Here is a 25,658-nt window from a genome sequence, read left to right on the forward strand (position 1 = left end):
TGGAATTTATTAATGCGGGAAGTGTTAAAGACGTACGTTACGTACGGCGCTTGAGAGTTGTGTATACCTTACCTTTGTTGCGCTTGCCGACGGCCAGTACATATACAAACAGCTCATCGTCGACGACTTCATACACGAGGCGGTAACCAGCAGTGCGCAGCTTGATCTTGTAAATCGCGTCATACCCGCTGAGCTTGTCAGCAGGTACACGAGGATTTTCAAGTCGTTCAGCTAGCTTCTTTTTGAACTGATTTTTGACTGGCGCTCCCAGTTTTTCCCACTCCTTTAACGCAGCGGGTACAAACCGAAGCCTATAGGTCATCCAACTCTACCGTGACCGCTTTATCCTTGTCGCCTCGGCGCTGCTCTACCAACCTGGCAAGCTCGTAATCTTCGAGCATTTCCATCATGGCCTCAAAGGTCTCGGCCGGGATCAAATAAGCGGCAGGCTTGTTGTGATTCAACACGGCAATAGCGGCGCCGTCGGCTTGCGCCAGCAGCGAGGAAGGGTTCTTTTTCAATTCAGAAATACTGACGGATAGTGGGGCCAATACCTGCTGCATGGTTGGCTGCTCCAAAAAAAGGGCTAATTCAAGCCCTGATTTTAGTACTTATTTCATCTTCTCGCTATGCCTTCCCACACTCCAAACAACCAGTGCCCCCTCAAGCCACGTCTAAAAACTGATACCCAGCCGCAGTGCCTGAAGGCCATCGAGGGTCACACTGACCTCATCAGAAAACACCGGGTGCCCTTCGATCCCCAGGTCCAGTGCCGCTTGCGAGCCACGATAGCTCACGTTCAGCGTTATTTCCGTCGAGGTACTCACCGGCGCCCACAGCCCGTACTCGACACTTTCCACATTCACGCCGGAGAGCCCGCGCTCATCGAGCGCCTGCTGCACCTCCTGCTCCACGGCGTGGCCGTAGTAGAAATAAACGCCCGCATAACCCAGCGCCAGTACCACTAACAGTGAAAAAAGCTTACCCATGAACGTCCTCACGTTAACGCCGTCGATCAACGGCCAAGGCGTGATAATGCCAATGGCGAATCCAGGGCACAAGCAAGCCCCGTGGGCCAAACACCTGGTTTTCGGCATCAAAGCGATCAGCGATTGAACAACCGCCATGCGTCAATGGAACGAGCATAGCCTGGCGGCAAGTTGGGGGGTAACGCATCCAATGGGAATGTCTCGATTCTTGAATGTTCATGACTGACTTTCGGCGCAAAGCCGCCCACGAGACGACAGCCATAGGTCACGATGAACACGTGCTTGCCGGGAATGACCTCGAATAGGTAGCTGTCGATGATGTCCTGAGCGGCTACCTCGACATCCAGCTCCTCTTTGAACTCTCTCTCCATACACCGAGAGGAGCTCTCGCCGACTTCGATACGCCCACCGGGCAGCTCCCACTCGTTGCGATCATTGAGCGTCAGCACGACCTCGCTCGAGGGTAGTAGCAAGACGCCTTTAATGGAGACTGGAAACATGCTTTTCCTTGTTATCAATCAGTTAGCCTTGATGGATACGGCATAGCGCCAAGCCCGACGCCATACCACTGGCCGTACTCGCCCCTTCAAGCCTCATCGATTGAGCAATTATGTACAAGCACAGAATGGCCATGCTGGCTTAAGCTAGCGGGGTAACGCACCAGGGAGCGCGCAATGCCTAACGCTAGCCAATTTCAGTTCATCAAGAGCCAGCACGTGCCGGGCCTGACGGTGCTGCACGCGGCCCTCGACGACTTTCGCTACGACCGCCACGCTCACGAAGAGTACGCCTTCGGTGTGACGCTTTCCGGGCGCCAGGATTTCTTTAGCGGCGGGCAGTTTCACAAAAGCCCGCCGGGCAACGTCATTGTGTTCAATCCGGAAGAAGTGCACGACGGCCAGCCCGGCGGCGAGCACACGCTGGGTTACCTGATGCTGTACGCCGACCCGGCGCAGGTGAATCCGCTGTTTGCCGAGGTGCTGGGCCGCCACACCAGCGTAGGCTTTCGCTCCCCCAACACGCTCATTCAGGATGCCCGCTTGCGCGGCGCTATTATGGAACTGGCGCGGCTGGTGACCCGTAACGTAGGCAGCGCCATCGACCAGGAAAACGCGCTTTACCAGATCGTGGAGCGAAGCGTGCAGTTGGGCGGCGCGCCGTCTACCGATACGCTCACCACACGCCCGGAGGCGCTGCTGACCCGGGCGAAGGCGTATATTCATGCCCACCTGGAACGGGATATTTCCCTCGATGAAATAAGCCAGGCGGCGCATCTTTCCAAGTACCACTTTTTGCGCCTGTTTCGAGCGCATTACGGCATCACGCCGCACCAGTACGTCATCAACTGCCGCATCAACGCCGCCCGCGCGGCGCTCGCCCAAGGCGTTTCGCTGAATGAGGTCGCCCTGCGTTTTGGCTTTGCCGATCTCAGCCATTTCATCCGCCGCTTCAAGCGCATTTACGCCGTGACGCCCCACCAGTACCAGCGCGACATCGCCCGCTAATCACTCGCCAACCGACCTACCACCGCACGAGGTTTTACCATGCTAGGAATCATTGCCTACGCGCTGGGCGTTATGTACACGCCCGGGCCCGTGAATCTGCTCGGCTTGAATATGGGGGTCAACGGCCAAGCCAGGCGTTCGGTCGGCTTCTGCCTGGGCGTGGGCAGCGCCATGCTGATTTACCTGTTGGTGCTGGGCTGGGCAGGGGCTGCATGGATCGACGACCAGGCGCTGGTGGCGATTAGCGCCCTGGGCTGCGCTTACATATTGTACCTTGCCTTCAAAATCGCCCGCGCCAGCGGAAAGCTTGAAACCGAGGCCGCTACCCCGCACCTTTTGAGCTTTCGCGACGGGCTTTTCATGCAGCTACTCAACCCCAAGGCCCTGGTCGCCACCTTGCCCATCACCACGCTGCAATTTCCCGCAGCGGGTATTCAAGGCGCTAGCCTGGCCGTCTGGGCGGTAGCGCTCGCGCTGCTGGCCGCCGGCGCCCCGGCAAGCTACATGCTGGCGGGCCAGTTGATCGGCCTGCGCCTCCAAAGCCCCGGCGTCGTGAAGGGCTTCAACGGGGTCATGGCCGGGCTTTTGGCCGCCGTGGCGCTATCGATCGGGTTCGAGCACGTGTGGCGGCCGCTTGCTACTTCGATCAGCTAGCGGTAGCTACTCGAGAAACGAAGCAGTCGAGAAGCAGCAGCTTACAGCTTTCTGCCCAGCCTCTTCTCGATCTGTTTTTTCTCCCACTCCGGCCCGAAGAAGTTCAGTACTTCAAAAGCACTCAAGCCATGGCTGATAATGCCTATGCCCCACCCCATGGCGGGCCACCATGCCCACATATATCCCGTTCCACTGACGAGATTAATGACAAACAGCAGTGAGATGATCAGCACATAAGAAATAAGATGGGCATAAAAATCCTTGATGGCCCTTACCTTTTCTATAACGGATTTCTCACTGTCGGTTAGTGTGATTTCGCTGTTCATTTCGGGTTCTCTCTCGAGGTCTGCGACATTGATTTCAAATACAGCAGCCAAGGATTTAAGAGACTCAAGCCCCGGTTTATGCCCACTCTCTATTCGCTGGATGGTTCTAACGCTCAATCCACTGAGTTGAGACAACTGATCCTGGGACCAACCACGCTGCAACCTGAGTTTTCTAACGATCATTGTGTAATCCTTGCTGCTGTTCCAGAAACCATCATCGAAGCCGATAGCGCTTCCAACAACGTCACCAACACGACAGCGGCCTGACAGTTTATTATTTTCAATAGCTTACTTTGGAAAACTCTTTGAATACGCGGGCCAGGTGCTTGCGGGCGAGCGTTCAGACATGGGGTGTCTATCGTTTAGATAACGCTAAAACGCCTGTACCTGCAATACGCAAATCAGGAGAACCACGTGGCGATGGCATCGAGGTAATGGTAGTGAAAGGTTTCTCGCCTATGCTGCTACTCACGCCTTCCCCATGCGCTCAATGGAGCACGCAATGCACGATCAAAAAGTAGCCCTGGTCACCGGTGGCTCGCGCGGTATCGGCGCGAGTATTGCCAAAAAGCTGGCCAGTGATGGCTTCGCGGTGGTCGTTAACTTCACGAGCAACACCAAGGCGGCGGCGCAGGTGGTCGAGGAGATCGAAGCCAGCGGCGGCCAGGCCCACGCCGTTCAAGCGGATATTGCCGATGCCCAAGCGGTACGCGCGCTGTTCGATGCAACGCTTGCCCAGTGGGGGCGACTCGATGTGCTGGTCAATAACGCCGGCATCATGAAGCTCGCCCCGCTGGCCGAGATGGACGAAGGGGACGTCGACGCACAGATCGATACCAACCTGAAAGGCTCGATCAACACCCTGCGCGAGGCAGCGAAGCACCTGGAAGATGGTGGTCGCATCGTCAATTTATCGACCAGCGTGGTGGGGCTTAAGCTCGAGAACTACGCGGTGTACGCCGCCACCAAGGCGGCGGTGGAAACCCTGACCGCGATTCTAGCCAAGGAGCTTCGCGGGCGCAGTATCACCGTGAACGCGGTGGCCCCCGGCCCCACCGCCACGGATCTTTTTCTGAAAGGCAAATCCGACGAGCTGATCGAGCGATTGGCGAAAATGCCACCGCTCGAGCGCCTCGCCGAGCCCGAGGATATCGCCAATGTAGTCGCCTTTTTGGCCTCCCCGGCCGGGGGCTGGGTGAACGGGCAAACGCTGCGTGCCAACGGCGGCGCTGTTTAGCTTACCGCCTCCTCTTCCCGGCAGTGTTTAACGCTAAAAACTGACACGCTGATGATTGCTTTTATCAGCGTGTCAGCTCAACAAATGATCTATTCTCGTGTATCAGCAGCCTTCTCACTATCTGCGTACTCTTCAAGTACGCGCTTCGCTTCGGCTTCGATCGCTTCTAGCGCATCATCGGGTACCTGATAGCGAAACTGTTTACGGCGGTTATTTGATAGGCGCCCGTCGTTACTCAGGCACATCATCACAAGGCGCGCCAAGTCGCTACCTCGAATATCATAGGTTTCGTTTATTGCTGCATAAACGCGATCAAAACACGCCAAATAGCGTGTTTCCGTTTTTAACTCATCTTCCAAGGCAGCTTTTGCCATTTTTAGCGTGAACGCCACCGCGGGTGTAGCATCCCAGTACCGGTAAAGCGCATTCAGGCCCTGGTAATTAAAGTGGTATTCATCAGCATCTATCCACCTGACTCGCCAGTATTCGCGAGCTGGTTTCGAAAATTTCTCCAATGCACTCAGGTAATCATTTTCATGGCGCTTCATGGCCACTGAAATGGGCAACAGATTGTCATGATAGAGCCCGCCCATCCGGCACAGCGTGTGGTGTATCAGAAAGCGTGAAATACGTCCGTTACCGTCCATGAAAGGGTGCAAAAAGACGAAGCCAAAGGAGAGTATCGCCGCAATCACCAGCGGGGAAACACCCTTTTCAGCGTCATGCTCTGAGCATTGATTTGCCCAGTCCATCAGCGCCTTCATTAACGTATGGCAAAGGGTGGGCGGTGGCGGCAGGTAGCTAACACCTAGTGCTCCGGATGAGCCGTTGTGCAGGTAGTTTTGCTCATGTCGAAATGAAGCCGCTTTATCGAAAGCATTGTTGATAGTGCTGTTTTGCAGCTCCACAAGATACGTTTGTGTCAGCGGCTTACGCTCATGAGCCTGGCGAAGAAGCTGCATAAAGCGCTGCTGCTTATCCGGCGTGGGCGATTCTCTTTCAATGGCAAACGACGATTGCGTTTCACTCAGGTAGGCCCACTGAATCGCGCGGTCCAACATTCCCGGGGGCAATGAGTCCATGAAGATGGATGCTTGAGCCAAAATGTCTTCTTCAAGCAGTCCAGCAATCTCGGGCGTACGCCGCACGGTGGCACAATAATCGAGCGTTCCCAGTCCATTGAAATCGATTCGCCAGCGGCTATCGCGCACCGTGGGCCCGGTAATGTAGTGGTCAGGATCAAACAGAGGCACCGCACGGCCGCTTACAGCAATCTCGAACGGCAGTGGTTTGACCATCGCCTCGTATAAATAGCCCAACTTTCTTAAATAGATGCCGTTGGGAGAGGCGTGCAGCGCGTCTTGAAGCGGCTTAACTGACAAGTGGGGCAAGGCACCGGCCAGAATGGCCAGATTGATACCTTCGTGCTTAAGGGCGAAAAGCATGTGGTTAAGTAACGAGGCATCAGGAGCGCGCACGGCAGGCACCGCTATCTCTTGTTCCAAAAACATAATGCGTGTAACAGGGCGCACCCTGGCAGGATACTCAGGCGGGCATACGGCCAGATTCAAGTACTCATGAAGGTATGCATAGCCTACCGTTTTCATTGCAGAGCGTCCCAAAACCAAAATATTTCGTTCACTTCAACAAGAAAATATTCAGCAAGCAACTAAAACCATTTTTTTTATTAACCCGCACGGCATAACGACACCGTCATTGTTCAAACAACCGCCTACACGCTGCATTAAAGCAGGACACAACCCGCTTTAACGCAGCACGTATCAAGCACGTATCAATTAACTGATTTGCGGCTCGCGGGCTTCTTCGCGGCAGCGGCGCACGCTCGTCGCCAGTTCACGCACAAGGCCGTGCACCTCGCTCACCGCCTCGTCAGCGGTACTGGCCTGCTCGATACGGTCGACCAGCGCGGAGCCTACCACCACGGCGTCGCTGAAGCGCCCGATGGTCGCGGCCTGTTCCGGGGTGCGAATACCGAAGCCCACGCCGATGGGTAGCCGGGTATGGCGTTTTAGGTCGGCGACCGCGCGCTCGACACTTTCCGGCGTGGCCGCACCGGCGCCGGTCACACCGGCCACGGAGACGTAGTAGATAAAGCCGGAGGCATTGGCCAGCACTGTGGGCAGACGTTTGGCGTCGGTGGTGGGCGTGGCCAGGCGGATGAAGTCGATGCCGTGGCGGGCGGCGGGCTGGCAGAGCTCGTCGTCGTGCTCCGGCGGTAGATCCACCACGATCAGGCCATCCACTCCGGCGCGCGCGGCGTCGGTCAAAAAGCGCTCGACGCCGTAGCAGAAGATGGGATTGTAGTAGCCCATCAGCACGATCGGCGTGGTGGCGTTTTCTTCACGAAAGCGGCGCACCATCTCAAGGGTTTTGGCCTGGGTCTGGCCACCATCGAGCGCGCGCAGGGCGGCTTTTTGAATGGCGGGGCCGTCGGCCATGGGGTCGCTGAACGGCATACCCAGCTCGATGATATCTACCCCCGCTTCCGGCAGGCCGTGTAGCAAACGCCGCGAGGTGTCGGCGTCCGGGTCCCCGGCGGTCAGGTAACTGACCAGCGCCGGGCGGTTGTCTTCTTTCAGCGCGGCAAAGCAGTTTTGCAGGCGCGAGGTGGGCTTATGGTGAGCAGCGTGACTCATTTGAATTTATCTCCCAGGTAGTGCGCGACGCTCATCATGTCTTTATCGCCACGGCCGCTTAAGTTGACGACCATCAGGTGCTCGCGGGGAAGCGTGGGCGCGCGTTTGGCCACTTCGGCCAGGGCGTGGGCGGTTTCAAGCGCCGGGATGATGCCTTCTTGCTGGCAGCAAATCTGAAAGGCCTCCAGCGCTTTATCGTCGGTGGCCGAGACGTACTCGACCCGGCCCTGCTCGTGAAGCCAGGCGTGCTCGGGGCCGATGCCGGGGTAATCGAGCCCTGCGGAAATCGAGTGGGCGTCAATAATCTGGCCGTCCTCGTCTTGCAGCAAAAACGTGCGGTTGCCATGTAAAACGCCGGGCGTGCCGCCGTTCAGGCTGGCGGCGTGTTTGCCCGTACTCACGCCCTTGCCGCCGGCTTCCACGCCAATCATCTGCACGCTGTCATCGCCAAGGAACGGGTGAAAAAGCCCCATGGCGTTGGAGCCACCGCCAATGCAGGCTACCAGCGAGTCCGGCAGGCGCCCTTCTTTCTCCTGCATTTGGCGGCGGGTTTCATGACCGATCACCGCCTGGAAATCGCGCACCATGGCTGGGTACGGGTGGGGGCCTGCCACGGTGCCGATAATGTAGAAGGTGTCGTCGACATTGGTCACCCAGTCGCGCAGGGCCTCGTTCATGGCGTCTTTCAGCGTGCCGGTGCCGGAGGTGACGGGGATCACCTGCGCGCCCAATAGCTTCATGCGGAACACGTTGGGCTGCTGGCGTTCGATATCCGTGGTGCCCATGTAGATCACACACGACATTCCAAAACGCGCCGCCACGGTGGCGGTGGCCACACCGTGCATGCCCGCGCCGGTCTCGGCGATGATGCGCTTTTTGCCCATCTGCTTGGCCAGCAGCACCTGGCCGATGCAGTTGTTGATCTTGTGCGCGCCGGTGTGGTTGAGCTCCTCGCGCTTTAAGTAGATGCGGGCACCGCCAAAGTGCTCGGTCAGCCGCTCGGCGAAGTAAAGCGGGCTAGGACGGCCCACGTAGTCGTTTTGAAAATAGGCAAGCTTTCGCTGAAATTCCGGATCGTTCTTGGCTGCGGCGTACTCGTCCCGCAGCTCATTGATCAGCGGCATCAGCGTTTCCGCGACGAAACGGCCGCCGAAGCTTCCGAACATGCCGTTGCCATCGGGCAGGCTGGCGGGTGGAGTAAAGGGTTGGTTCATCACGACCTCGAATGCCGAAAGAGAAAGTAGTGGCTTTACGCTAACCCGGGCACGCCGCGATAAAAATCGATAAGATATCGGTTACCTGTGAGTTTTAATCAACCATTTCGAGATTACCATGCACCAGAGCCTGCCGCCGTTAAGCGCGCTGCGCGCATTCGAAGCCACTGCCCGGCTGGGCAGCGTAACCGCCGCCGCTAACGAGCTCAGCGTGACCCACGGCGCGGTCAGCCGCCAGCTCAAAAGCCTGGACGAACACTTCGGCACGGCGCTTTTTGGGAAGGCGGGCCGCGGCATTACGCTGACCCACCACGGCGAGACGCTGCAAAGCGGGCTGGGTGAAGCGTTTGGGCGGCTGCGCGATAGTTGCGCTCTTCTCAAGCGTGAGATCGACGGCGCGCCCTTCACCCTGGCTTGCCCGGGCAGCCTGCTGGCACGCTGGCTGATCCCCCGGCTTGGCCGCCTGAAGAGCGCCCTGCCCGAACTCAACCTGCAGGTGGTGGTCAGCGAAACCGAGCAGCTCGTCCAACAGAGCACCAGCGCAACGCTTGGCTTTATCGAGCCGCCCTGGCCCGTGCAGGGTGAGGTGATCGAGCTAATGGTCGAGGAGATTTGCGCAGTGGCAACCCCGGAGGTCGCCGCCCGCCTCGACTCTAACAAGCCCGCCACGCTTTATAACGCGCCGCTTCTCTACACCGCCTCGCGCCCCCAGGCCTGGCCCGCCTGGGCAAGCGCCAAGGGGCTCGAAGAGGGGCGTTTAAGCGAGGCGCTTACGAAAGGCCAGGGGTTCGATCACCTTTACTACCTGATGGAAGCCGCAGCCGCGGGGCTGGGCGTGGCCATTGCGCCCAAACTGCTGGTGGAGGACGACTTGAAAAGCGGACGACTGGTGGCGCCCTGGGGCAGCGTGGAAACCCCTGCCCGGCTCTGTTTATGGCTACCGAGCCAAACGAGCCCGCGGGCCGGTGACAGGCTGGCGGCCTGGTTCAAGCAGGCGCTGAACGAGCCAGCGCCTTGAAGCGTCAGTTGGCCTAAAGCGCGCGCCGCCACGCGGCTAGCGCTTGGATATCCGCAGGTGTAGTGCGGCAACACCCGCCAATGCCGGAAGCGCCCGCGGCCAGCCACTGCTCGGCGCCCTGGGCAAGCCCGGAAGGCGCGCTGGTGTGATCGCAGGGCACAGGGTGCCAGGTTTTGGTCACCGGGTCGTACACCTCGCCGGAGTTGGGGTAAACCAACACCGGCAAATCGCAGGCGCGCTTGATCGCCTTGATCAGCGATTCGATATGCGCAAGCGCGGTGCAGTTCACACCAATGGCCGCCACGCCCGGGCAGCCCGCCAGCGCCGCCGCACACGCCTCGATCGGCGTACCGTCGCTGATGTGTTCGCCGTCCTTCGCCGAAAAGGTGATCCAGGCCTGAGCGCCGGGGTTTTCGGCCAACAAATCGGTGATCGCCAACGCTTCCTCCAGAGACGGCAGCGTCTCCACGGCCAGCACATCGGCGCCTGCTTTTAGTAGAAGCTCAAAACGCACACGGTGAAAATCAACGAGCCCGGCCCGGTCCAGCTCATACCCGCCCCGGTACTCGCTGCCGTCGGCAAGATAGGCGCCGTAAGGCCCGACCGAGGCCGCCACCAGTGGTTGGGGCCGGTCGGTTTGGCCGGGCTGCCACACCGCATCGCGGGCTTCACGGGCCAGCGTGACCGAGCGCGTGATCAGCGCGCGCGCCTGCACCTCGCTTAGCCCCGCCTGCATGAAACCGGGGATCGTTGCCTGGTAGCTTGCGGTAATCGCGCAGTCCGCCCCGGCTTCGAAATACGCCTGATGCACCTGGCGAATCTTCTCCGGCGCCTGGCTTAAAAGGCGCGCCGACCAGAGGCTATCGTTGAGATCACAGCCCAGCGCCTCGAGCTCGGTGGCCAGCGCCCCGTCGATCACCATGAAAGGCGCATCCGCCAGCAGGGCCTTGATTGGGTTCGACTCGCTCATATGCTTTTCTCCTCGGTGGCGGTAGCTGTGTCTATCGCGGTTGGCGGCGCCGCGCGGTGGCGCACGTAGTGCACCAGGTAACAAAGCGCGATGAACGGCACGCCAAAGTAGAGCGCGACGCGCTGCTGCGGATCAAACGCGATACCGATGCACGCCGCCAGGCACGCCGCGAACGCGATCAGCGGCACCCAGGGGTAGAACGGCGTGCGGTAGACCAGGTCTTCAAGGCGGCCGCCTTCACGCAGGAACTGGCGGCGAAAGTTGAGCTGGCTGATGGCGATCGCCATCCACACCACCACCACGGCGAGGCCCGAAATCGACACCAGCACCAGGTAGACGGTTTCCGGCGCGTAAACGCTCGAGAACAGCGCGCCGAAACCGCCGATCATGCTGAGCAGTAGCGCGTTCATGGGAATACCGCGCTTGTTGAGCCGGCCAAGCGCCGGGGGCAGCGTGCCTTGATCGGAAAGCGTCCAAAGCATACGCGATGAGGCGTAAAGCCCGGAGTTGGCCGCCGAGAGCAGCGCGGTGATGATCACGAAGTTCATGATGTCCGCCGCCCCCGGCACGCCCAGGCGCTGAAACACCGCGACGAACGGGCTTTGGCTCAGCCCGGCCTGGCTTTGCGGTAAGAGCGCGGCAATCACGATGATGGTGCCCACGAAAAACAGAATGAGCCGCCAAAGCGTGGCGCGGATCGCTTTGGGTACGTTGCGCCCCGGGTCGACGGTTTCACCGGCAGCAATGCCGATGAGCTCGGTACCGGAAAACGCAAACATCACCGCCAGCAAGGTGGTACCGATAGCCAAGAGACTCGGTGACATAGCGCCCTCGCCCCAAAAAGCCGAAAGCCCAGGGGATGCCACACTAGCGCCGCTTGCATCCTGCAGCGGCACCCAGCCGATGATCGCGCCGGCGCCGACGATGACGAACACCACCACCGCGATCACCTTGATCAACGAAAGCCAGAACTCGGACTCGGCAAAAAAGCGCGAGGTAAAGGCGTTGACGCCAAACACGATCGCCGCGAATAGCCCGCTCCAGTACCAGCCGGGAATATCGGGAAACCAGCGCCCCATGAACACCGCCGCGGCGGTAAACTCCGAGCCCAGCGCCACCGTCCAGGTCAGCCAGTACATCCAGGCCACCATGTAGCCGGTACCAGGGCCGATATAGCGGCTGGCGTGGGCGCTGAACGCGCCGGAGTCCGGCATATGCACGGCAAGCTCGCCCAGGCACATCATCACGAGCCAAGCGACGATACCGCCCACCAGATACGCCAATACCGCGCCCGTGGGCCCGGCCTGCTGCACGGTATAGCCAGAGCTTAGAAAAAGCCCGGTACCAATGACGCCGCCCAGCGACAACATCACCAAATGGCGCGTCTGCATACTGCGCTTGAAGTGCGCGCCCTCTTGCTCACTCATGATCGATCCTGATATTTGCATAGCGGCCTCTGAAGGCCTGCGGTCCAACGGGTGTGGCGCGCTATATTAGTGCAAATTCAAGTGGTCAAAAAGGAATTAAAATCGAATCTTATATTCTTCGATAGCATACCAAGTGCACTATTGGCCCGGCAGCAAGAGCGGCCAGCAGGTTGCTTTAAGTGATACCCGGCACGAACGGGCGAGCCCGGGTTGCTCCGAGAAGGCCTACTAAAATACGCCTAGTGCTCTAGCACGATACCCTCCCAGCCGCGCTCTTCTACCAGCGCCTCGAGCCTGGGGGGCCGGTAACTTTCGTCGCGCTCGAAACGGGCTTTGACACTAAAATGAATGGCCGTGGGCTTGCTTTCGTTGACCAGCGGACGGTCGAGCTTGCCCCTTAACCGGTACACGTGTTTACGCGATTCATTGAGCACTGCTTGACTGCCATCGGTCAGTTCCTCGAACAAATGAGGTTCGATGGCCAACCCCGCGGCCCGCGCTTCGTTTGCCATCCACTTAAGCGGCGTATCCGAGGCCTGCCGGCCGTTGTCATCCGGTGCTTTGCCGCCGCCTACGTCGCTATGCACGCCAGCAAACCACACCTGTTTCAAATCGATGCCTTCGCGGGCCTCCCAAAGCGTGGGCTCGAAGTCCTCGCGCTTTTCATCAACGGCAAGCGCATGGCGGGCGGTGGCGATATTGCTACCCATCTTGGTGTCGTAAAATTCGTGGTCGTGATTGAAGAGCCCACCCAACAGGCTCAGCGGTATACCGAGTGCGCCTACGGTGTCCCACACGCCAATGAAGTGAACCCGCCGCGAGGGGTGGCAATAGGCCTCGCGAAACGCCTTGGCGGCCTCCCCACCGGGCCAGTTTTCGTCGGCGTCGTCCCGGTACATCTCCCAGGCCTGGGTGATCCGGTCCGCCTCTGAGCGCTTCAGAATGCCGCAATTATTGATCAGCCCGCTCAAGGCACGCACGTTATAGGCGCCGCGGCTAAAGCCGAACAGGTAGATATCGTCGCCCGGGGCGTAATTTTGAACGATGTAGCGGTAGCCATCGATGATGTTCTTTTCGATCCCGGCGCCGGTCAGCGCGCCGGTCAGCCGATTATCGTGGGAGCCCACGCCCCAGCCGTAGGAGACGTGCTGGCGCGCCTCGCCGCTAAACGGCGAAATGGCTCGCGCCAGCTTCAATACGTTGGTCGGATGATCCTCTTCCAGGTCTTCTTCGGGATGATTCCAGGTGCCGTCGGCACAGATGACGAGATTGGCCAAAGTGTCACTCCTTGACGCCCGGGCGAGTGAGCATCACCAGCGTTAACGCTGCCTACTGGTTCGAGGCGATCAGCGTGCCGCCGGCGGCCATGAACAGGCCGCCGGTCGCCCGGTTGAACCGCTTGTAGCGGCGCGGGCTTTGAAACCAGCGGCTAATGCTGGAGCCAAGACCCGCATAGGTCGACATAAGCGTGAAATCGATTGCAAGCCAGGTCAACGCAAGAATAATGAACTGAATGAACTGGGGTTGGCTCACATCGATGAAGTTGGGAAACAGCGCGGCAAAAAAGAGCAGATCCTTGGGATTGCTAATGCCCACGGTAAAGCCCCGGCGAAAGAGCGTTTTCACCGACATCCCCGGGCGCCCCTCGGGCGTTGGATTTTCGAGCGCCAGGCCCGAGGCGTCCCGCCAGGCGGCAATGCCCAGGTAGATCAGATACGCCCCGCCCACGAGCTTCAGGATATAAAAGGCGTGTTCCGACGCCGCCAGAACCGCGCCCAAACCTAGCGAAGAGACCATCATCAACACCAGGGAGGCAGATACTCCGCCCAACACCGTCGCAGTGGTCTGCTTTCGGCCGAATTTAAGCCCGTGGCTGGTGCATAAAAGTGCGACCGGGCCGGGAAAGATGATCAGGGCAAAAATAACGCCTACATAGGTCAACCAGGTCAGCGCGTCCACGCACGGCTCCTTGTAATCGGTTTGGGTGCGGCTTTTCAAGCCAAAGTGAATAACCTCTCATTCAACCACACCCCAAACCGGGTGTGGACTTAAACAAGCAAAAACTGATCTTTATTAAGACGACGCTACAGGCCGATTCCAACCCTTCGCCTCACCCACCTAAAAAAGCGCAAGTGCTGATCGAGTGCCTGGCCGATGGGCGTGATGCGGGCCACGCTGAGCCGTGGTTTGGAAAGCCCCTTAAAACCCTGTAGGGTCATTGATCGTATATTCAATAAAAGGATTGATCATGCAACGTCTTGCGATCGTTTCCCTGCCTTTGGGTCTTTTAGCAGGTGCTCTGGTTTCCCCAAGCGTGCTGGCCGACACCACGCCGCTGGAGCAACAGCTAAAGGATCTGCAGTCGTTTCAGGTCATTGCCCACCGCGGCGCCAGCGGCCATGCGCCGGAAAGCAGCATGGCCGCCTTGGAACTGGCCCACGAATGGGGCGCGGATTACCTGGAACTCGATATCCAGATGACCGCTGATGGCGAGCTGGTCGCTTTTCACGATGACACCCTCGAGCGTACCAGCGACGGCGAAGGCCATATCAACGATCACACCCTGGCCGAGCTGAAAGAGCTGGATACCGGCGCCTGGTTCAACGAGGAAAACCCGGCGCTTGCCGATGAAGCCTTCGAAGGCGCGCAGATTCTCACGCTGGAAGAAGTACTCAACCGCTTCGGCGAGGATGCCCGGTTTTATCTGGAAACCAAGTCGCCGGAACTCAACCCGGGCGTAGAAGAGGGCCTGGTGCGCCGCCTGGAAGCGTACGACATGATCAACACCGGGCGCGTGCTGATCCAATCCTTCGATCAGGAAAGTCTTCTGAAAATTCACGACCTGAACGCGGATATTCCGCTGATTCAGCTCGTGTGGTACTCCCCGGACGATGAAAACGACGGCCAACTGAGCGAGTGGACCGGCGTCACCCCGGCCCCTCAGGACACCACCGACGAGGATTTTCAAGCGGTGGCCGAGTACGCGGTCGGTTTGGGCACCAACTATATTTATGACGGCGAAGAGGTGATCGACGAGGAGTACGTTCGCCGCGCCCAGGACAACGACCTGGCAGTGCATATCTACACGGTCAACGAGTTTGATGACATGCAGCACCTGCTCGACTGGGGCGTCGATGGCCTGTTCACCAACTACCCGGATCGGCTGATCGAACTGACCGAGTGATGCTTGAGAAGTGCGGCTATCGGCCGCTCAGCCTTTCCTGATGGCGGCTGACCAGCTCGGTCAGAAAATCCGCTACGGCGCGAACCCGCCCGGTTTGGCCAAGATCGCTCTGGCTGACCAGATAGATGGGTTGGGTCACGCCGATGTCGCTTGCCACGCATTCGAGCCCCGCGCTTGACGCCACGATGTGTGGCAGCACGGCATGGCCCAACCCCGCTTTGGCCGCCGCCACCTGGGTAGCGACAGAGGTGGTGGTTAGCGCCGGCGCGCGTCCTTCCAATATACGTGCACACCACTGGGCTGCTGGCAGGTGGGCGTACTCTTCGCTCCAGGTAATAAAAGCGTTCTCGCTGATATCGGTACGCCGCTGCCCAGCGACCTCGGCGCTGGCGTAAACCCCGTAGCCAAGCGTGCCCAATCGGCGCAGCGTTACGTTACCCCGGGTCGGCCTGACCATGCGAAGCGCCAGGTCGGCATCCCGCCGATGCAGATTGAGCGCGGCAATATCGGTGACGAGTTCGAGATGAATGCCCGGGTATTGCCGGTAGAATTCGGGTAGCGCAGGCAGAACCAGCTCGGTGGCGAGATTCTCCGCCGTGGCCAAACGCACCGTTCCCGTAAGCCGCGCAGGGTGGGCCGCGCCGGTAGTGAAAGCGGCGGCCGCCGCCTCCATCGCTTCGGCACTCTGTAAAAGCCCGGCGCCCTCCTCGGTCAGCCGGTACCCCGACTGCAGGCGGATGAAAAGCGCCACATCGAGCGCGTGCTCGAGACGCTCGATGCGTCGAGAGAGCGTGGCAAGACCCAGATGAAGCTCCATCGCCGCCCCGCTCAAGGTGCCGTGGCGCGCTACGGCCAGAAAGGCGCGGGTATCGTCCCACACCCAGCTGCGCGGCAGGGTCTTTTCGACAGAGCCGCCTGGCCCGTTCTTTTGCCCCGTCATCTATAGCGCCTCGACCACCTGGGCGAGGTTTTCCCGGTGAGGACCTTCGAGGGTTTTGAGCGGCAGCGGCAAACACGGCGCATTGACCCGCCCCATTAGCTCCGCCGCGGTCGCGATGACCCTAAGGCTTCCGTGTTCGCGAAAGAGCGCCCAAAGCGGCTCGAGCTCGCTGGACAGGCGCTGAGCTTTTTCGGCATTGCCTGCCTGGGCGGCGCGGGTAATGGCCAGCGCTTTTTCCGGAAGCAGACCGCCGAGCACCGAATACCAACCGTCGCAGCCGGCAGTCAGGGCGGTGGCTGCGACGAAGTCGCCACTAATGCCAAGAGTGACATCGTCGGAAATCAAAGCGCGCAGCCGTGTGATGCGCGCACTAACCGCGTCGATATCGCCTGCCACCGGCGGTATCTTGATCGACTTCACTTGGGAGAGTTCGGCAATACGACCATGCAGCTCGTCACTGAAGGTGAAGTGCGTGGTACCGGGGTTGTCGTAGACGCAGAGCGGCACGCTAAGCGTTTCGCACACCGTTTTATAGTGGCGGAACACTTCGTCCTCGGTGAGCGTTTGATACGACACCGGTGCCAGCAGCACGCCGCTCGCCCCGGCCTTCTGGGCGTCTTCCGCCAGCGCCAACACGTCGCGGGTGCGCAGCGCCCCGATGCCCGCCATCACAGGTAGGTCACCGGCGCTTTCCACCGCCAGCCGTGTAACACGCGCGCGCTCCTCTCTGGAGAGGTAAACGTAGCTCCCGGTGGAGCCCAGCACGCCGATGGAGTCCACCCGCGCCGCCGCCAGGCGCTGGATCAGGGCGACGAATTCATCTTCGCGGATACCCTGCTCGTCCATGGGCGTTAACGGAAAGGCACTCAGGCCGCTGAACATGGGGTTCTCCTTCACTATGAAACGAATGGGCGGGCTAATGTGCCTTGAAACGATAGCGCGGCTCGCCGGCTATGGGCAGGCGCACCGCGAACAGATCGCCCGACTCGGGGTAGCGTTCGAGCGCCTCCGCGCTCATGCCAAACCGGGCGGAGGTCACGAAAAGCGTCTTCATGTCGTCGCCCCCGAAGCAGCAGCTGGTGGGCCGGGGCACGGGCGCCGGTAATCTATCGGTCAGTTCACCATAAGCGTCATAGCGCAGCAAGCAGGCGCCGTTGAACTGGCACACCCAGATGCCGCCTTCCACATCCATGGCGAGCCCGTCGGGTCGCCCAAGATGAGCTGGGGTCTCCGCGAAGGTAGCGATATTGCTCAGGGCGCCGGTGCTCGGCGAGTAGTCCGCCTGCAGAATGCGCCGCGCCACGGAGTCCACGAAGTAAAGGCTCCCCGCCCGGTTCCACGCCAGGCCGTTGGGCAGGCCCATGCCCTCATGAATGCGCGTGGGCGTTAGCCGCTCATCGAAGCTGTAAAGCCGTCCGCTTCCGCTTGCGTGGTCTTGATCCATCAAACCGCTCACGAAGCGCCCCTGGGGGTCGCAGGCGCCGTCGTTGAAGCGGTGATTCGGGGCCGTGCTTACCGTCTCCGAGGTTCGGGTAACGTGACGAGTCTGACGGTCGAGCAGCGCGACCCGCGAGCCTTCGGCGAATATCAGATCACTTGTTTCGGTGAGCGCCAGCGCGCCGATGGGCTGGCGCGACGTGTAGCGCGTCTGAAGCCCGCCGCCTGGTTCAAAAGCGTATAGGCGCCCGCCAGTGATATCGACGAAATAGAGCGTGCCGGTGCGCTCATCCCAGACCGGGCTTTCGCCAAGCTCGGCCCCCACCTCTGCCCATCGGCTCAGGTTACCGATATGCATGGGCGCGCTCCTTGATCGCGTTCCACCGCTCGGCCACCTCGTCGATGCTGGCCGCACGCACGCGGTTCAAATCTCGCGGGTAGTCGACGCCGACGCTCTCCTCGAACCGGGTGGCGCTGAACTGGCCGTTGCTGGCGCGCAGGATATAGCCGCTGTCCTGGCACGACTCGCTTGCCAGATACAACACCCCCGGCGTCACCCATTCGGGCTTGAGATCCGACGGTGTACCGGTTTCGCCCCACATGCGCGTTCTGGCCACCGGCGAGACAGCGTTCACCAAAATGGCGTGCTCCGCGCCTTCGAATGCCAGCGCATTCATGAGGCCGACCTGGGCCATCTTGCCCGCCGCGTAGGCGGCCAGGCCCTTCTGGCCGTAGCCCAGGTACATGGCGCGGTCAGACGTGGTCAGCACGATGCGCGGGGCCGAAGACATCTTGAGATAAGGCCAGGCGTGTTTGGCAAGCCAGGTCGGCGCCCAGACATTGATGGCCAGCGAGCGCTCGAGAAACGCCGCCCCGGCGTGCTCAATTGCCTGGTAGCCGACCCAGCCGGCGTTGTGGATGATGATATCCAGCCCACCGAACGTGGCCTGGGTGCGCTCGATGAGCGCCCGACACTCGGCTTCCTCCTCCAGCGACCCATGGTGGGCGATGACGCGATACCCTTCCCGCTCGAGCGCCGCCGCTGCCTTTTCGACCACAGTGGCGTCGCTGCCGTCGCCGTCCCGTCCAGCCCCGCTATCGCTAATCACGACGTTCGCCCCAGCGCGGGCGAGCTCCCGGGCGTAGGCCCAGCCGAGCCCCCGGCCGCCGCCGGTAATGATGGCTGTCTTGCCTTGAAATGACATGCTTCGTCTCCTCGATCTGGCGTGTGTGAACACCATCAAGGTACGCTTTGAATTATTTTTATCTAATATTAATCGCAAGCGCATGTGATACGTACACGATATTACCGATGACCTAAACGATCATTTAAAGTATCAGGATCGCGGCCCCTACTGACGAGACCCTTCAATGATCGAAACCCGCCTGCTCAAGCAGTTCATCGTCGTGGCGGAAGAACTCCATTTCCACCGGGCCGCCGCGCGGCTGCACATGGCTCAGCCGCCCTTGAGCCAGGCCATTGCGAGGCTCGAAGAGCGCCTAGGCTTTGCGCTTTTTCTCCGCAGCCGGCGAAGCGTGACCCTGACCCCGGCCGGTCGCGCGTTTCTCGATACCGCTTACGCCACCTTCGAGCAACTCGATAGCGGCATTGGCCGGGCGCGCCGCGTGGCCCAGGGCGTGGCTGGAAAGCTGACGGTGGCCACGCTATCGCTTGCCGGCTACGCCCCGGTGCTCGAGGCGCTGCGCGACTTTCGCACCACCCTGCCCGAGGTAGAGCTCGTCATCCGCGAAATGCCTTCGGCTAGTCAACGCGATGCGCTGTTATCCGGTGAGGTGGACGTGGCGCTGATGCGCGAATTGCCGCTGCCGCCGATGATCGAATCCCGCCAGGTACTGAAAGAGGAGATCAAACTGGCGCTGCCCGCTGACCACCCGGGCGCGGCTAGTGCCGCCAGGGGCGGGCCGGTTGCGTTAAGCGCGTTTGCCAAGGCCGATTTCGTGTTCACGCCGCGCGCACTGGGGTCGGGCTACCACCATCAAATGATGGCACTTTGCCAGGCGGCGGGATTCTCTCCCGTCATCAAGCAGGAGGCCGCCCAGCTTCATACTCTGCTGGGGCTGGTGGCCAGCGGGCTGGGCGTTGCGCTGGTGCCCGCCTCGCTCGCGCGATCAATACGTTTGGACGGGGTCGTGTTTTGCGCGCTGGCGCCGCTTTCGGGCGGGCCCGATTCGACTCTGGCGCTCAACGTGAATTGGCATCGCGAGAACACTTCGCCACTGGTCGAGGATTTCATCGGCCGGCTCGCGTTTCAGGTGGGTGAAAAGGTTCTACCCCTTTAGCCGCTCCTCGTGGGTTTTGACGTAATCGGGGTTGATCAGCTTGCGAAGCCTCAAACACAGGAAATAGACCAGCGACCCGGCGGCGAAGGCGATGGCAATGGGCACGAAGATGGCCAACAACCCGGTAAATAACCCGAGCCCGTAAGCATCGGCGAGCGGAACCGAGTAACGGATCATCAGCACCAGGCTCAACAGTATCGAAGGCCCGATGATCAACGCGTGGGCCAGGAAGTAGCGATAGAAATAGCGTCGGCCGTATCGGGTATAGACGCCGTCGATGTCGACCTTTATCTCATCCCCCTCCTCGCTCGCAAGCTTGAGCAGTATGGCCTCGCGCTTTTTTCTCAACGCCAGTGGCGCCCCGTCGGGCGTCTCAAAAGATAGCTCGACCACGTGCGCCTCGAAGGGCTTCCCGACCAAGAACATGAAAATGACTTCCGTATCCAGTGGCCGAATGAACTCGAAGTCGCCGATACTATGGAAATACAGAGTGGTTCTGCCGTTATAGGTGGCATAGCTGACCGCCTGCTGCTCCATTACGCCCTTGATCATTTTCACCTGAGTAGCCGTTTTGAGCCTTCGCTTGGTGCCTTCGCGGATCATCCCTCGCGCGACATATCCCAGAAGCCCTGTCGTGGCCGCCGCGATCAAAAAGCCCACGATCTGAAAGCGGATCAAAAGCCCCAGCGCAAGCACTAAAAGCGCGATGCCCATCAGCCCGAAAACCGCGCCGACCAGTGCGGTGACGTGAAGCCCCATTCGCTTGTAAAGCGCCACCTGCCTTACGTGAAACCGCTCGTATGCCGTCATGTCACGCTGACCAAGCGTCTTCACCTCGTCGCTTGCGGCATCGTTGTTGGGTACCTGTTTTTTCATGATCTCTGGTGTCTATTTTTCGTGCTTATTCCTCGGTGATCATCGGCGCCAGCGTCAGAAACGCGAGGAGCGAAAATCCGATCCAATCGAGCGTTAGCGACCCCATGCTGAAAGCGATCGGAAGCCCCGCCCCCATGCAAAACGTGATGACGCCGCTGCCCATCAAAAACCAGAAGAGGTAGCGATGCCCGGCCACGACTTTTTTCGCATAGGCGTATTCGTGGTCGGTCATCAAGCGCTCGTCGATGATCGCGCCGTGATACGTCATTGAAAGCCCCTCACTGGGCACTGGATTGGATCAATCGAAGCTTGAAGGTGAAAGCCGGGATCAGTTTTTGAAGGGGCGGTGCTTTTCATACAGAAATTCGACGGAGTGCTCGAAGAGCTCCTGAATATGCGTTTTGGCGGTATCGGGCGTTACAAGATAGAAGTGTCGGATCAGCGCCTGACGGCCCAGAAGATTGAAAACGCCTTTTTTAGCGACGATGGAAAGATCGAGAATGCCCTTGTCCGCCTCGACGGGAATGAAATGGTAGTGCGCGTGCTGGTCCTTGAGATCGCCCAGCAGGAACTCCAAACCGCCCCCTTCGCCCAGCTCCTCGAACATTTCGGCTTCGCGCTGATAGGGGTACTCATCGATGATGTCGCCCGCTGTCTCGAAGCGGTCGGTAGTAATCCGGCGATGAACGAACTCGCGATCATCGGTGTGGTGGGAATAAACAATCTGGACCATCGAGCAGCCTGCGAGTGGATATAATTAAGCGGCTCATTATATACCATCATCCCCCGCAGGCCGAGCCAGTATCAGGGCTGACCACTGCCCCCTGCCGCGCCATACACGTGCCCGGTGGTGAAGCTCGATTCCTGGGAGGCGAGCAGCACGTATATGCCGGCAATCTCCGCCGGTTGGCCGGGGCGGCCGAAGGGCGTGTCTTCGCCGAAGTTCTGCACCGCGTCGTCCGGCTGACCGCCGCTGGGCTGCAGCGGTGTCCAGAACGGGCCTGGTGCCACGGCGTTGACGCGAATACCCTGCTCGGCGACCTGTTTGGCCAGGCCTTTGGTGAAGGCGATGATCGCCGCCTTGGTCATGGAGTAGTCGAGCAGCACCTTGGGCGGGTCGTAGGCTACTACCGAGGAGGTGTTGATGATCGAGGCCCCCGCTTCCAGATGCTCCATCGCCGCCTGGGTGATCCAGTACATGGCGTAAAGGTTCGTCTTCATGGTGGCATCGAAGTCGTCGTGGGAGATATCGGTGATCGACGGCTTCCACTGCTGACGCGCGGCGTTGTTGACCAGAATATCCAGACCGCCCAGGCGCTCCACCGCGGTCTCGACCAGCTCGCGGCAGAATGCCTCGCTTTGAATGTCGCCGGGAATCGCCACCGCCGTGCGCCCTTCCGCTTCGATCAGCTCGATCACTTCGCGCGCGTCGGACTCCTCCGCTTCGAGGTAGTTGATCGCCACGTCAGCGCCTTCCCGGGCGTAGGCAATGGCGGCGGCGCGTCCGATACCGGAGTCACCGCCGGTAATCAGCGCCCGGCGCCCTTCCAGGCGGCCGCTGCCCCGGTAGCTCTCTTCGCCGTGGTCCGGTCGCGGCTCCATTTCGCTTGCCAAGCCCGGCCACTCCTGTGGCTGTTCGGGAAACGGCGGTGCCGGGTACTGGCTGGTGGGGTCCTGCATTTTGAGCGCTTCGCTTGCGCCTTCGCCCCCGTTGGACCCCGCGCGGGACTGACTTGAAGCAGTCGATGACTGACCAAAGGCGGGCGTGGCCATGGCCGCGGCGACCCCGGTGGCCAGGCCGCCAACCACTTTACGCCGTGTCGGGTCGAACGTGTTGATAGGCTTCATCATAACCTCCTTGTCCAAAGTCATTGCGGCTCGATTGCGTTGTTCGAGCGCGGTCCCGTTCGTACAGGCACTCTATTGACTTTAGTCTTGATCGAGGAAATCACAAACTCACCCAGAGTGGATGCGCCGCGCAGCGGGACCCGTGCGAACCCCGCGGCCTCGGCGTCAAGGTGTGGCGGGTGTGACGCGAACAAGGCGCCCCTGGGGGCTATCGGTGAGTAGATAAATCGCGCCGTCCGGGCCGGTACGGACATCGCGGATGCGCTCGTCGAGCTCGCCAAACAGGCCTTCGACATCCTCGGCTTCGCTGGCATCATCGGAGAGCGTAACGCGGCGCACTTGTTGGTCCACCAGCGCGCCGACCAGCAAGTCGCCCTGCCACTCGGGGAACAGTGCGCCGTCGTAGCGGGTCATGCCCGACGGGGCAATCGAAGGCGTCCATTCGAGAAGCGGTGACTCGGTGCCGGGATACTCGGTAAAGGGCGTGACCCGAGCGCCGGTGTAGTCGAGCCCCGTGGTGGCGATCGGCCAGCCGTAATTGGCGCCGGGGGCGATGATGTTGATCTCGTCACCGCCGCGAGGTCCGTGTTCGTGGGTGATGATGCGGTTATCGCGGTCGACCACCAGGCCCTGAACGTTACGATGCCCAAAACTGTAGATCTCCGGGCGGGCGCTTTTATCATTCACGAACGGGTTGTCCGCCGGGACGCTGCCGTCACGATTCAAACGCACGATCGTGCCGATATGATTGGCGTTGTTTTGCGCCTGCTCGCGGTAGTCGAACCCATCGCCCAGGGTCAAAATGAGCGTGTCATCGGCAAACCAGGCCAGGCGCCCGCCGTAGTGGGCGGCCCCACGTTTGGCGGGGCTTGCGCGAAAAATCTCCTCCACCGGCTCCAGCGCTTCGCCTTCCAGGCGGGCGCGGGCAAGGCAAGTGTGATTGGCCTCCTCTTCGCCACACGCGTAGCTTAGAAAAAGCGTTCGATCCTGGCCAAAGCGGGGCGAAAGCAGCACATCGAAAAGCCCCGATTGGCCGGCGGCGTATACCGCGGGGACATTCTCGATAGCGGCCAGGAGTTCGCCCTCCGGGGTTAAAAGCCGCAGACGACCGGGGCGCTCGGTCACCAGCATGTAGCCATCGGGTAAAAAGGCCAGCGACCAGGGATGCTCCAGGCCTTCGGTGAGGGTCTCCAACTGGTAGGCCGGTGTGGCGTTTTGGGCCAGCGCTGGCGGCGGCGTAGCCAGCAAAGGGCTTGCAGCAGTTAAAAGGATCGCCGCCGTTTTGGCTGCTTGCGCTGCGTGGCGGTGGTAATGGCCGCGCCCCCTTAATAGCGCCAGCACCAATCCGGCAAACCCCGCGCTCGAGAGCATGGCGACGAAACCAAGCGTTGTGCGGGTCGCTGCAATGAGGGTGGGCATCGGCGCAAAATAGTTTACCAAATGGAAGGTGATGAACAGCGCCGTGATCGCCAGCAATGGGCAAAGCAGCAGCCGGTAGCGGCCGGCCCACAGCAGCCGGGAGATAAAAAGCGCCACGCTTTGGGAGACGATGAACCCAACGGAGAACAACAGCGCATACACCGGCGAAAAGGTCACCAGGTCCCAAAGTGTCGTCATCACGCGCCGGAAAGCGGATATGTCGACGCCCATGTGTCCAAGCGCCGCTAGATTGATTTGAGTTTGAATAACGCTGCCCAACACAATACCCGCCAGCAGCGCGATGGCGAAATGGATAAGAATACGGGACCAGGTAGGTCTTTTGCGCATGGTAAGGGCCTTTCAGGGCGTGGCGGGTGCGACGCGAGAGATGGTCTTTTACACTAGCGCAATCGTCGAAGGTTTTTAATACGCCGGGTCAACGCAGCAGGCTAACGTAACTGGCTATCCTTACTGCCGCGGCGGTTGTAGCCGCTGGCACTGGTGGCCTTTTTATCCTCGGCGGCTTGGCAGGCGATGCAAAGTTTGACGCCGGGCAGGGCCTTGCGCCGCGGCTCGGGGATCACCGCGTCGCACTCCTCGCAGTGCGTGTTGCTCTCGCCGCTCGGCAGCTGACTTCGCGCCCGCTCGACACCATCTTCCAGCGTGCTCTCGATTTGCTCTTGCTCGGCGCCATCTTTTGCCCATCCACCGGCCATGGTGACTCTCCTTTGTCGTGGTGACCGCCCCAAGGCGCGGCGGTATCGATTCTTTGTTAGTGTAGTGCCAGTCAGCGATCTGCGCTTTAAACTCAAGCAAGCGGATGGGGCGGCGCCCGCTCGCGGTCCATGCCCATAAAGGCGGATACCCTATCGCAAGCCGGCATTAGCTTAATACACCTTCGTCTATTTTCGTCATACGTAAAAGCCTATAAGCTTAATAACCAATTGTTAATAAAAAGCACTTTAGAGAGGCACCATGTCCAACGTTGCTGACGCGCGAATACGTAGATGTATGCCACCCAAAGGAGCACCCCAAGGGGTTGCAAAGCGATGCATGAAATGCGCTTTCAGCCGACACAGGGTGTGATAACGCCTTCTTTGAAAAACGTAGTGACAAGCGCTGCGGGCATCGGGCTGCTTTTGGCGCTTTGGCTATGTTTAAGCGATGTCCACGCTCAAACACGGGCATCCGAAGATTTACTGCCGGTGACTCATCCTGGGGTGACCACTTCCGGCCTAAGCCGCGATGGCGTTCGCGCCCTCTTTTCCCTGCGCCAGCAAACCTGGCCGGATGGGCACGTGGTTAAGGTGTTCGTGCTGCCTAACCGCCACCCGGCGCACACACGCTTTGCCAAAGAGTGGCTGGATGTTTATCCGCATCAGCTCCAGCTTGCCTGGGATCGTGTCGCGTTTTCAGGTATGGGCGCAGCGCCCCACCGCGTGCGCGATTTGTCCGAAATGCGTGAAAAACTGGCCAACACGCCGGGCGCACTTGGCTATCTCGAGCGGCGCTGTATAGATGATACGGTTCACGTTATTTCCATCGATTAACAACGCCTTTACGGCGCGCACGGCAAGCCAACACGGGATACGCTCTTGTGACATTTTTCACGACGCCTAGGCGTTGGTTACCGGGAAACGACTATTCATGCAGCCT

Annotated in this window: 29 protein-coding genes; 7 read left to right on the top strand and 22 right to left on the bottom strand. The window is 60.1% G+C overall.

Annotated features, from left to right (window positions below; all coding sequences use genetic code 11):
* Positions 1-37: 37 nt before the first annotated feature.
* The 4 genes from ACWHRL_RS12120 to ACWHRL_RS12135 form a co-directional block, all read right to left on the bottom strand.
* Positions 38-322, bottom strand: a complete 285-nt coding sequence (locus tag ACWHRL_RS12120) for a type II toxin-antitoxin system RelE family toxin (RefSeq protein WP_447893848.1) — start codon at positions 320-322, stop codon at positions 38-40.
* Positions 312-563 carry a type II toxin-antitoxin system Phd/YefM family antitoxin gene (locus ACWHRL_RS12125; protein WP_447893849.1) on the bottom strand — a complete coding sequence of 84 codons (252 nt, stop codon included), beginning with the start codon at positions 561-563 and terminating at the stop codon, positions 312-314. The genes ACWHRL_RS12120 and ACWHRL_RS12125 overlap by 11 nt, the downstream gene beginning before the upstream one ends.
* Before the next feature lie 111 nt (positions 564-674).
* Positions 675-989: a hypothetical protein gene (locus ACWHRL_RS12130; protein WP_447893850.1), complete on the bottom strand. Its 315-nt coding sequence runs from the start codon at positions 987-989 to the stop codon at positions 675-677.
* 116 nt (positions 990-1,105) lie between these two features.
* The gene (locus tag ACWHRL_RS12135; protein ID WP_447893851.1) at positions 1,106-1,489 is read right to left on the bottom strand and encodes an NUDIX hydrolase; all 384 of its coding nucleotides are present in this window, start codon (positions 1,487-1,489) and stop codon (positions 1,106-1,108) included.
* Positions 1,490-1,663: 174 nt separating this feature from the next.
* Between ACWHRL_RS12135 and ACWHRL_RS12140 the strand changes: the two genes are divergently transcribed.
* Together ACWHRL_RS12140 and ACWHRL_RS12145 are read left to right on the top strand one after the other, a co-directional pair.
* Positions 1,664-2,494: an AraC family transcriptional regulator gene (locus ACWHRL_RS12140; RefSeq protein WP_447893852.1), complete on the top strand. Its 831-nt coding sequence runs from the start codon at positions 1,664-1,666 to the stop codon at positions 2,492-2,494.
* 39 nt (positions 2,495-2,533) lie between these two features.
* Entirely contained in the window at positions 2,534-3,148 is a 615-nt protein-coding gene (locus tag ACWHRL_RS12145; RefSeq protein ID WP_447893853.1) for a LysE family translocator, read from the top strand.
* Between the two features lie 41 nt (positions 3,149-3,189).
* Here the strand turns inward: ACWHRL_RS12145 and ACWHRL_RS12150 are convergent, their stop codons facing one another.
* Complete coding sequence (locus ACWHRL_RS12150) at positions 3,190-3,657, bottom strand: 2TM domain-containing protein (RefSeq protein WP_447893854.1); 468 nt, start codon at positions 3,655-3,657, stop codon at positions 3,190-3,192.
* Positions 3,658-3,976: 319 nt separating this feature from the next.
* Here ACWHRL_RS12150 and ACWHRL_RS12155 point away from each other — a divergent pair, with 319 nt between their 5' ends.
* Complete coding sequence (locus tag ACWHRL_RS12155) at positions 3,977-4,711, top strand: SDR family oxidoreductase (protein ID WP_447893855.1); 735 nt, start codon at positions 3,977-3,979, stop codon at positions 4,709-4,711.
* 89 nt (positions 4,712-4,800) lie between these two features.
* Here ACWHRL_RS12155 and ACWHRL_RS12160 read toward each other — a convergent pair whose 3' ends face one another.
* From ACWHRL_RS12160 to trpB, 3 genes are all read right to left on the bottom strand, one after another.
* Positions 4,801-6,318, bottom strand: coding sequence for a Fic family protein (locus ACWHRL_RS12160; protein ID WP_447893856.1), 1,518 nt, complete (start codon positions 6,316-6,318; stop codon positions 4,801-4,803).
* 189 nt (positions 6,319-6,507) lie between these two features.
* Positions 6,508-7,368, bottom strand: a complete 861-nt coding sequence (gene trpA, locus ACWHRL_RS12165; RefSeq protein ID WP_447893857.1) for a tryptophan synthase subunit alpha — start codon at positions 7,366-7,368, stop codon at positions 6,508-6,510.
* Positions 7,365-8,582 carry a tryptophan synthase subunit beta gene (gene trpB, locus ACWHRL_RS12170; protein WP_447893858.1) on the bottom strand — a complete coding sequence of 406 codons (1,218 nt, stop codon included), beginning with the start codon at positions 8,580-8,582 and terminating at the stop codon, positions 7,365-7,367. The genes trpA and trpB overlap by 4 nt, the downstream gene beginning before the upstream one ends.
* 118 nt (positions 8,583-8,700) lie before the next feature.
* Here trpB and ACWHRL_RS12175 point away from each other — a divergent pair, with 118 nt between their 5' ends.
* The gene (locus tag ACWHRL_RS12175; RefSeq protein WP_447893859.1) at positions 8,701-9,600 is read left to right on the top strand and encodes a LysR family transcriptional regulator; all 900 of its coding nucleotides are present in this window, start codon (positions 8,701-8,703) and stop codon (positions 9,598-9,600) included.
* A gap of 13 nt (positions 9,601-9,613) precedes the next feature.
* On the opposite strand, the gene mmuM is transcribed toward ACWHRL_RS12175, so the two are convergent.
* From mmuM to ACWHRL_RS12195, 4 genes are all read right to left on the bottom strand, one after another.
* The gene (gene mmuM / locus ACWHRL_RS12180; protein ID WP_447893860.1) at positions 9,614-10,570 is read right to left on the bottom strand and encodes a homocysteine S-methyltransferase; all 957 of its coding nucleotides are present in this window, start codon (positions 10,568-10,570) and stop codon (positions 9,614-9,616) included.
* Positions 10,567-11,997: an amino acid permease gene (locus tag ACWHRL_RS12185; RefSeq protein ID WP_447893861.1), complete on the bottom strand. Its 1,431-nt coding sequence runs from the start codon at positions 11,995-11,997 to the stop codon at positions 10,567-10,569. The genes mmuM and ACWHRL_RS12185 overlap by 4 nt, the downstream gene beginning before the upstream one ends.
* A 239-nt stretch (positions 11,998-12,236) precedes the next feature.
* Entirely contained in the window at positions 12,237-13,274 is a 1,038-nt protein-coding gene (locus ACWHRL_RS12190) for a DUF2235 domain-containing protein (protein ID WP_447893862.1), read from the bottom strand.
* 52 nt (positions 13,275-13,326) lie between these two features.
* A complete protein-coding gene (locus ACWHRL_RS12195) occupies positions 13,327-13,956 on the bottom strand; it encodes a LysE family translocator (RefSeq protein WP_447893863.1) in 630 nt (209 codons plus the stop codon).
* Between the two features lie 289 nt (positions 13,957-14,245).
* Here ACWHRL_RS12195 and ACWHRL_RS12200 point away from each other — a divergent pair, with 289 nt between their 5' ends.
* Positions 14,246-15,181 carry a glycerophosphodiester phosphodiesterase gene (locus tag ACWHRL_RS12200; protein WP_447893864.1) on the top strand — a complete coding sequence of 312 codons (936 nt, stop codon included), beginning with the start codon at positions 14,246-14,248 and terminating at the stop codon, positions 15,179-15,181.
* A gap of 16 nt (positions 15,182-15,197) precedes the next feature.
* Here the strand turns inward: ACWHRL_RS12200 and ACWHRL_RS12205 are convergent, their stop codons facing one another.
* Genes ACWHRL_RS12205 through ACWHRL_RS12220 form a run of 4 tightly spaced genes read right to left on the bottom strand, consistent with a single transcriptional unit; the run spans position 15,198 to position 18,763 of the window.
* Entirely contained in the window at positions 15,198-16,121 is a 924-nt protein-coding gene (locus ACWHRL_RS12205; RefSeq protein WP_447893865.1) for a LysR family transcriptional regulator, read from the bottom strand.
* Positions 16,122-17,003 carry a dihydrodipicolinate synthase family protein gene (locus tag ACWHRL_RS12210; protein ID WP_447893866.1) on the bottom strand — a complete coding sequence of 294 codons (882 nt, stop codon included), beginning with the start codon at positions 17,001-17,003 and terminating at the stop codon, positions 16,122-16,124.
* Positions 17,004-17,037: 34 nt separating this feature from the next.
* On the bottom strand, positions 17,038-17,916 hold the full coding sequence (locus ACWHRL_RS12215; RefSeq protein ID WP_447893867.1) for an SMP-30/gluconolactonase/LRE family protein: 879 nt from the start codon (positions 17,914-17,916) through the stop codon (positions 17,038-17,040).
* A complete protein-coding gene (locus ACWHRL_RS12220; protein WP_447893868.1) occupies positions 17,903-18,763 on the bottom strand; it encodes an SDR family NAD(P)-dependent oxidoreductase in 861 nt (286 codons plus the stop codon). The genes ACWHRL_RS12215 and ACWHRL_RS12220 overlap by 14 nt, the downstream gene beginning before the upstream one ends.
* Before the next feature lie 166 nt (positions 18,764-18,929).
* Between ACWHRL_RS12220 and ACWHRL_RS12225 the strand changes: the two genes are divergently transcribed.
* On the top strand, positions 18,930-19,859 hold the full coding sequence (locus tag ACWHRL_RS12225; protein ID WP_447893869.1) for a LysR substrate-binding domain-containing protein: 930 nt from the start codon (positions 18,930-18,932) through the stop codon (positions 19,857-19,859).
* Here ACWHRL_RS12225 and ACWHRL_RS12230 read toward each other — a convergent pair.
* The 6 genes from ACWHRL_RS12230 to ACWHRL_RS12255 form a co-directional block, all read right to left on the bottom strand.
* Positions 19,848-20,735, bottom strand: a complete 888-nt coding sequence (locus tag ACWHRL_RS12230) for a hypothetical protein (protein ID WP_447893870.1) — start codon at positions 20,733-20,735, stop codon at positions 19,848-19,850. The genes ACWHRL_RS12225 and ACWHRL_RS12230 overlap by 12 nt on opposite strands.
* A 25-nt stretch (positions 20,736-20,760) precedes the next feature.
* Positions 20,761-21,003: a hypothetical protein gene (locus tag ACWHRL_RS12235; protein WP_447893871.1), complete on the bottom strand. Its 243-nt coding sequence runs from the start codon at positions 21,001-21,003 to the stop codon at positions 20,761-20,763.
* 60 nt (positions 21,004-21,063) lie between these two features.
* Positions 21,064-21,468, bottom strand: coding sequence for a hypothetical protein (locus ACWHRL_RS12240; RefSeq protein ID WP_447893872.1), 405 nt, complete (start codon positions 21,466-21,468; stop codon positions 21,064-21,066).
* 71 nt (positions 21,469-21,539) lie between these two features.
* Positions 21,540-22,583 carry an SDR family oxidoreductase gene (locus ACWHRL_RS12245; protein WP_447893873.1) on the bottom strand — a complete coding sequence of 348 codons (1,044 nt, stop codon included), beginning with the start codon at positions 22,581-22,583 and terminating at the stop codon, positions 21,540-21,542.
* Between the two features lie 165 nt (positions 22,584-22,748).
* The gene (locus ACWHRL_RS12250; RefSeq protein WP_447893874.1) at positions 22,749-24,350 is read right to left on the bottom strand and encodes a PQQ-dependent sugar dehydrogenase; all 1,602 of its coding nucleotides are present in this window, start codon (positions 24,348-24,350) and stop codon (positions 22,749-22,751) included.
* A 101-nt stretch (positions 24,351-24,451) separates the two neighbouring features.
* The gene (locus ACWHRL_RS12255) at positions 24,452-24,718 is read right to left on the bottom strand and encodes a DksA/TraR family C4-type zinc finger protein (RefSeq protein ID WP_447893875.1); all 267 of its coding nucleotides are present in this window, start codon (positions 24,716-24,718) and stop codon (positions 24,452-24,454) included.
* 366 nt (positions 24,719-25,084) lie between these two features.
* Here ACWHRL_RS12255 and ACWHRL_RS12260 point away from each other — a divergent pair, with 366 nt between their 5' ends.
* On the top strand, positions 25,085-25,552 hold the full coding sequence (locus ACWHRL_RS12260; RefSeq protein ID WP_447893876.1) for a hypothetical protein: 468 nt from the start codon (positions 25,085-25,087) through the stop codon (positions 25,550-25,552).
* Positions 25,553-25,658: the final 106 nt, after the last annotated feature.

The organism is Vreelandella sp. GE22 (assembly GCF_968212445.1).

Coding starts and splice junctions, on each gene's coding strand:
- ACWHRL_RS12240 (WP_447893872.1), bottom strand. CDS start 21,468: ATGGTCCAGATTGTTTATTCCCACCACACCGATGATCGCGAGTTCGTT.
- ACWHRL_RS12245 (WP_447893873.1), bottom strand. CDS start 22,583: ATGAAGCCTATCAACACGTTCGACCCGACACGGCGTAAAGTGGTTGGC.
- ACWHRL_RS12230 (WP_447893870.1), bottom strand. CDS start 20,735: ATGAAAAAACAGGTACCCAACAACGATGCCGCAAGCGACGAGGTGAAG.
- ACWHRL_RS12120 (WP_447893848.1), bottom strand. CDS start 322: ATGACCTATAGGCTTCGGTTTGTACCCGCTGCGTTAAAGGAGTGGGAA.
- trpA (WP_447893857.1), bottom strand. CDS start 7,368: ATGAGTCACGCTGCTCACCATAAGCCCACCTCGCGCCTGCAAAACTGC.
- trpB (WP_447893858.1), bottom strand. CDS start 8,582: ATGAACCAACCCTTTACTCCACCCGCCAGCCTGCCCGATGGCAACGGC.
- ACWHRL_RS12130 (WP_447893850.1), bottom strand. CDS start 989: ATGGGTAAGCTTTTTTCACTGTTAGTGGTACTGGCGCTGGGTTATGCG.
- ACWHRL_RS12160 (WP_447893856.1), bottom strand. CDS start 6,318: ATGAAAACGGTAGGCTATGCATACCTTCATGAGTACTTGAATCTGGCC.
- ACWHRL_RS12185 (WP_447893861.1), bottom strand. CDS start 11,997: ATGAGTGAGCAAGAGGGCGCGCACTTCAAGCGCAGTATGCAGACGCGC.
- ACWHRL_RS12250 (WP_447893874.1), bottom strand. CDS start 24,350: ATGCGCAAAAGACCTACCTGGTCCCGTATTCTTATCCATTTCGCCATC.
- ACWHRL_RS12145 (WP_447893853.1), top strand. CDS start 2,534: ATGCTAGGAATCATTGCCTACGCGCTGGGCGTTATGTACACGCCCGGG.
- ACWHRL_RS12255 (WP_447893875.1), bottom strand. CDS start 24,718: ATGGCCGGTGGATGGGCAAAAGATGGCGCCGAGCAAGAGCAAATCGAG.
- ACWHRL_RS12220 (WP_447893868.1), bottom strand. CDS start 18,763: ATGTCATTTCAAGGCAAGACAGCCATCATTACCGGCGGCGGCCGGGGG.
- ACWHRL_RS12140 (WP_447893852.1), top strand. CDS start 1,664: ATGCCTAACGCTAGCCAATTTCAGTTCATCAAGAGCCAGCACGTGCCG.
- mmuM (WP_447893860.1), bottom strand. CDS start 10,570: ATGAGCGAGTCGAACCCAATCAAGGCCCTGCTGGCGGATGCGCCTTTC.
- ACWHRL_RS12125 (WP_447893849.1), bottom strand. CDS start 563: ATGCAGCAGGTATTGGCCCCACTATCCGTCAGTATTTCTGAATTGAAA.
- ACWHRL_RS12210 (WP_447893866.1), bottom strand. CDS start 17,003: ATGTTCAGCGGCCTGAGTGCCTTTCCGTTAACGCCCATGGACGAGCAG.
- ACWHRL_RS12175 (WP_447893859.1), top strand. CDS start 8,701: ATGCACCAGAGCCTGCCGCCGTTAAGCGCGCTGCGCGCATTCGAAGCC.
- ACWHRL_RS12135 (WP_447893851.1), bottom strand. CDS start 1,489: ATGTTTCCAGTCTCCATTAAAGGCGTCTTGCTACTACCCTCGAGCGAG.
- ACWHRL_RS12235 (WP_447893871.1), bottom strand. CDS start 21,003: ATGACGTATCACGGCGCGATCATCGACGAGCGCTTGATGACCGACCAC.
- ACWHRL_RS12205 (WP_447893865.1), bottom strand. CDS start 16,121: ATGACGGGGCAAAAGAACGGGCCAGGCGGCTCTGTCGAAAAGACCCTG.
- ACWHRL_RS12155 (WP_447893855.1), top strand. CDS start 3,977: ATGCACGATCAAAAAGTAGCCCTGGTCACCGGTGGCTCGCGCGGTATC.
- ACWHRL_RS12225 (WP_447893869.1), top strand. CDS start 18,930: ATGATCGAAACCCGCCTGCTCAAGCAGTTCATCGTCGTGGCGGAAGAA.
- ACWHRL_RS12200 (WP_447893864.1), top strand. CDS start 14,246: ATGCAACGTCTTGCGATCGTTTCCCTGCCTTTGGGTCTTTTAGCAGGT.
- ACWHRL_RS12215 (WP_447893867.1), bottom strand. CDS start 17,916: ATGCATATCGGTAACCTGAGCCGATGGGCAGAGGTGGGGGCCGAGCTT.
- ACWHRL_RS12150 (WP_447893854.1), bottom strand. CDS start 3,657: ATGATCGTTAGAAAACTCAGGTTGCAGCGTGGTTGGTCCCAGGATCAG.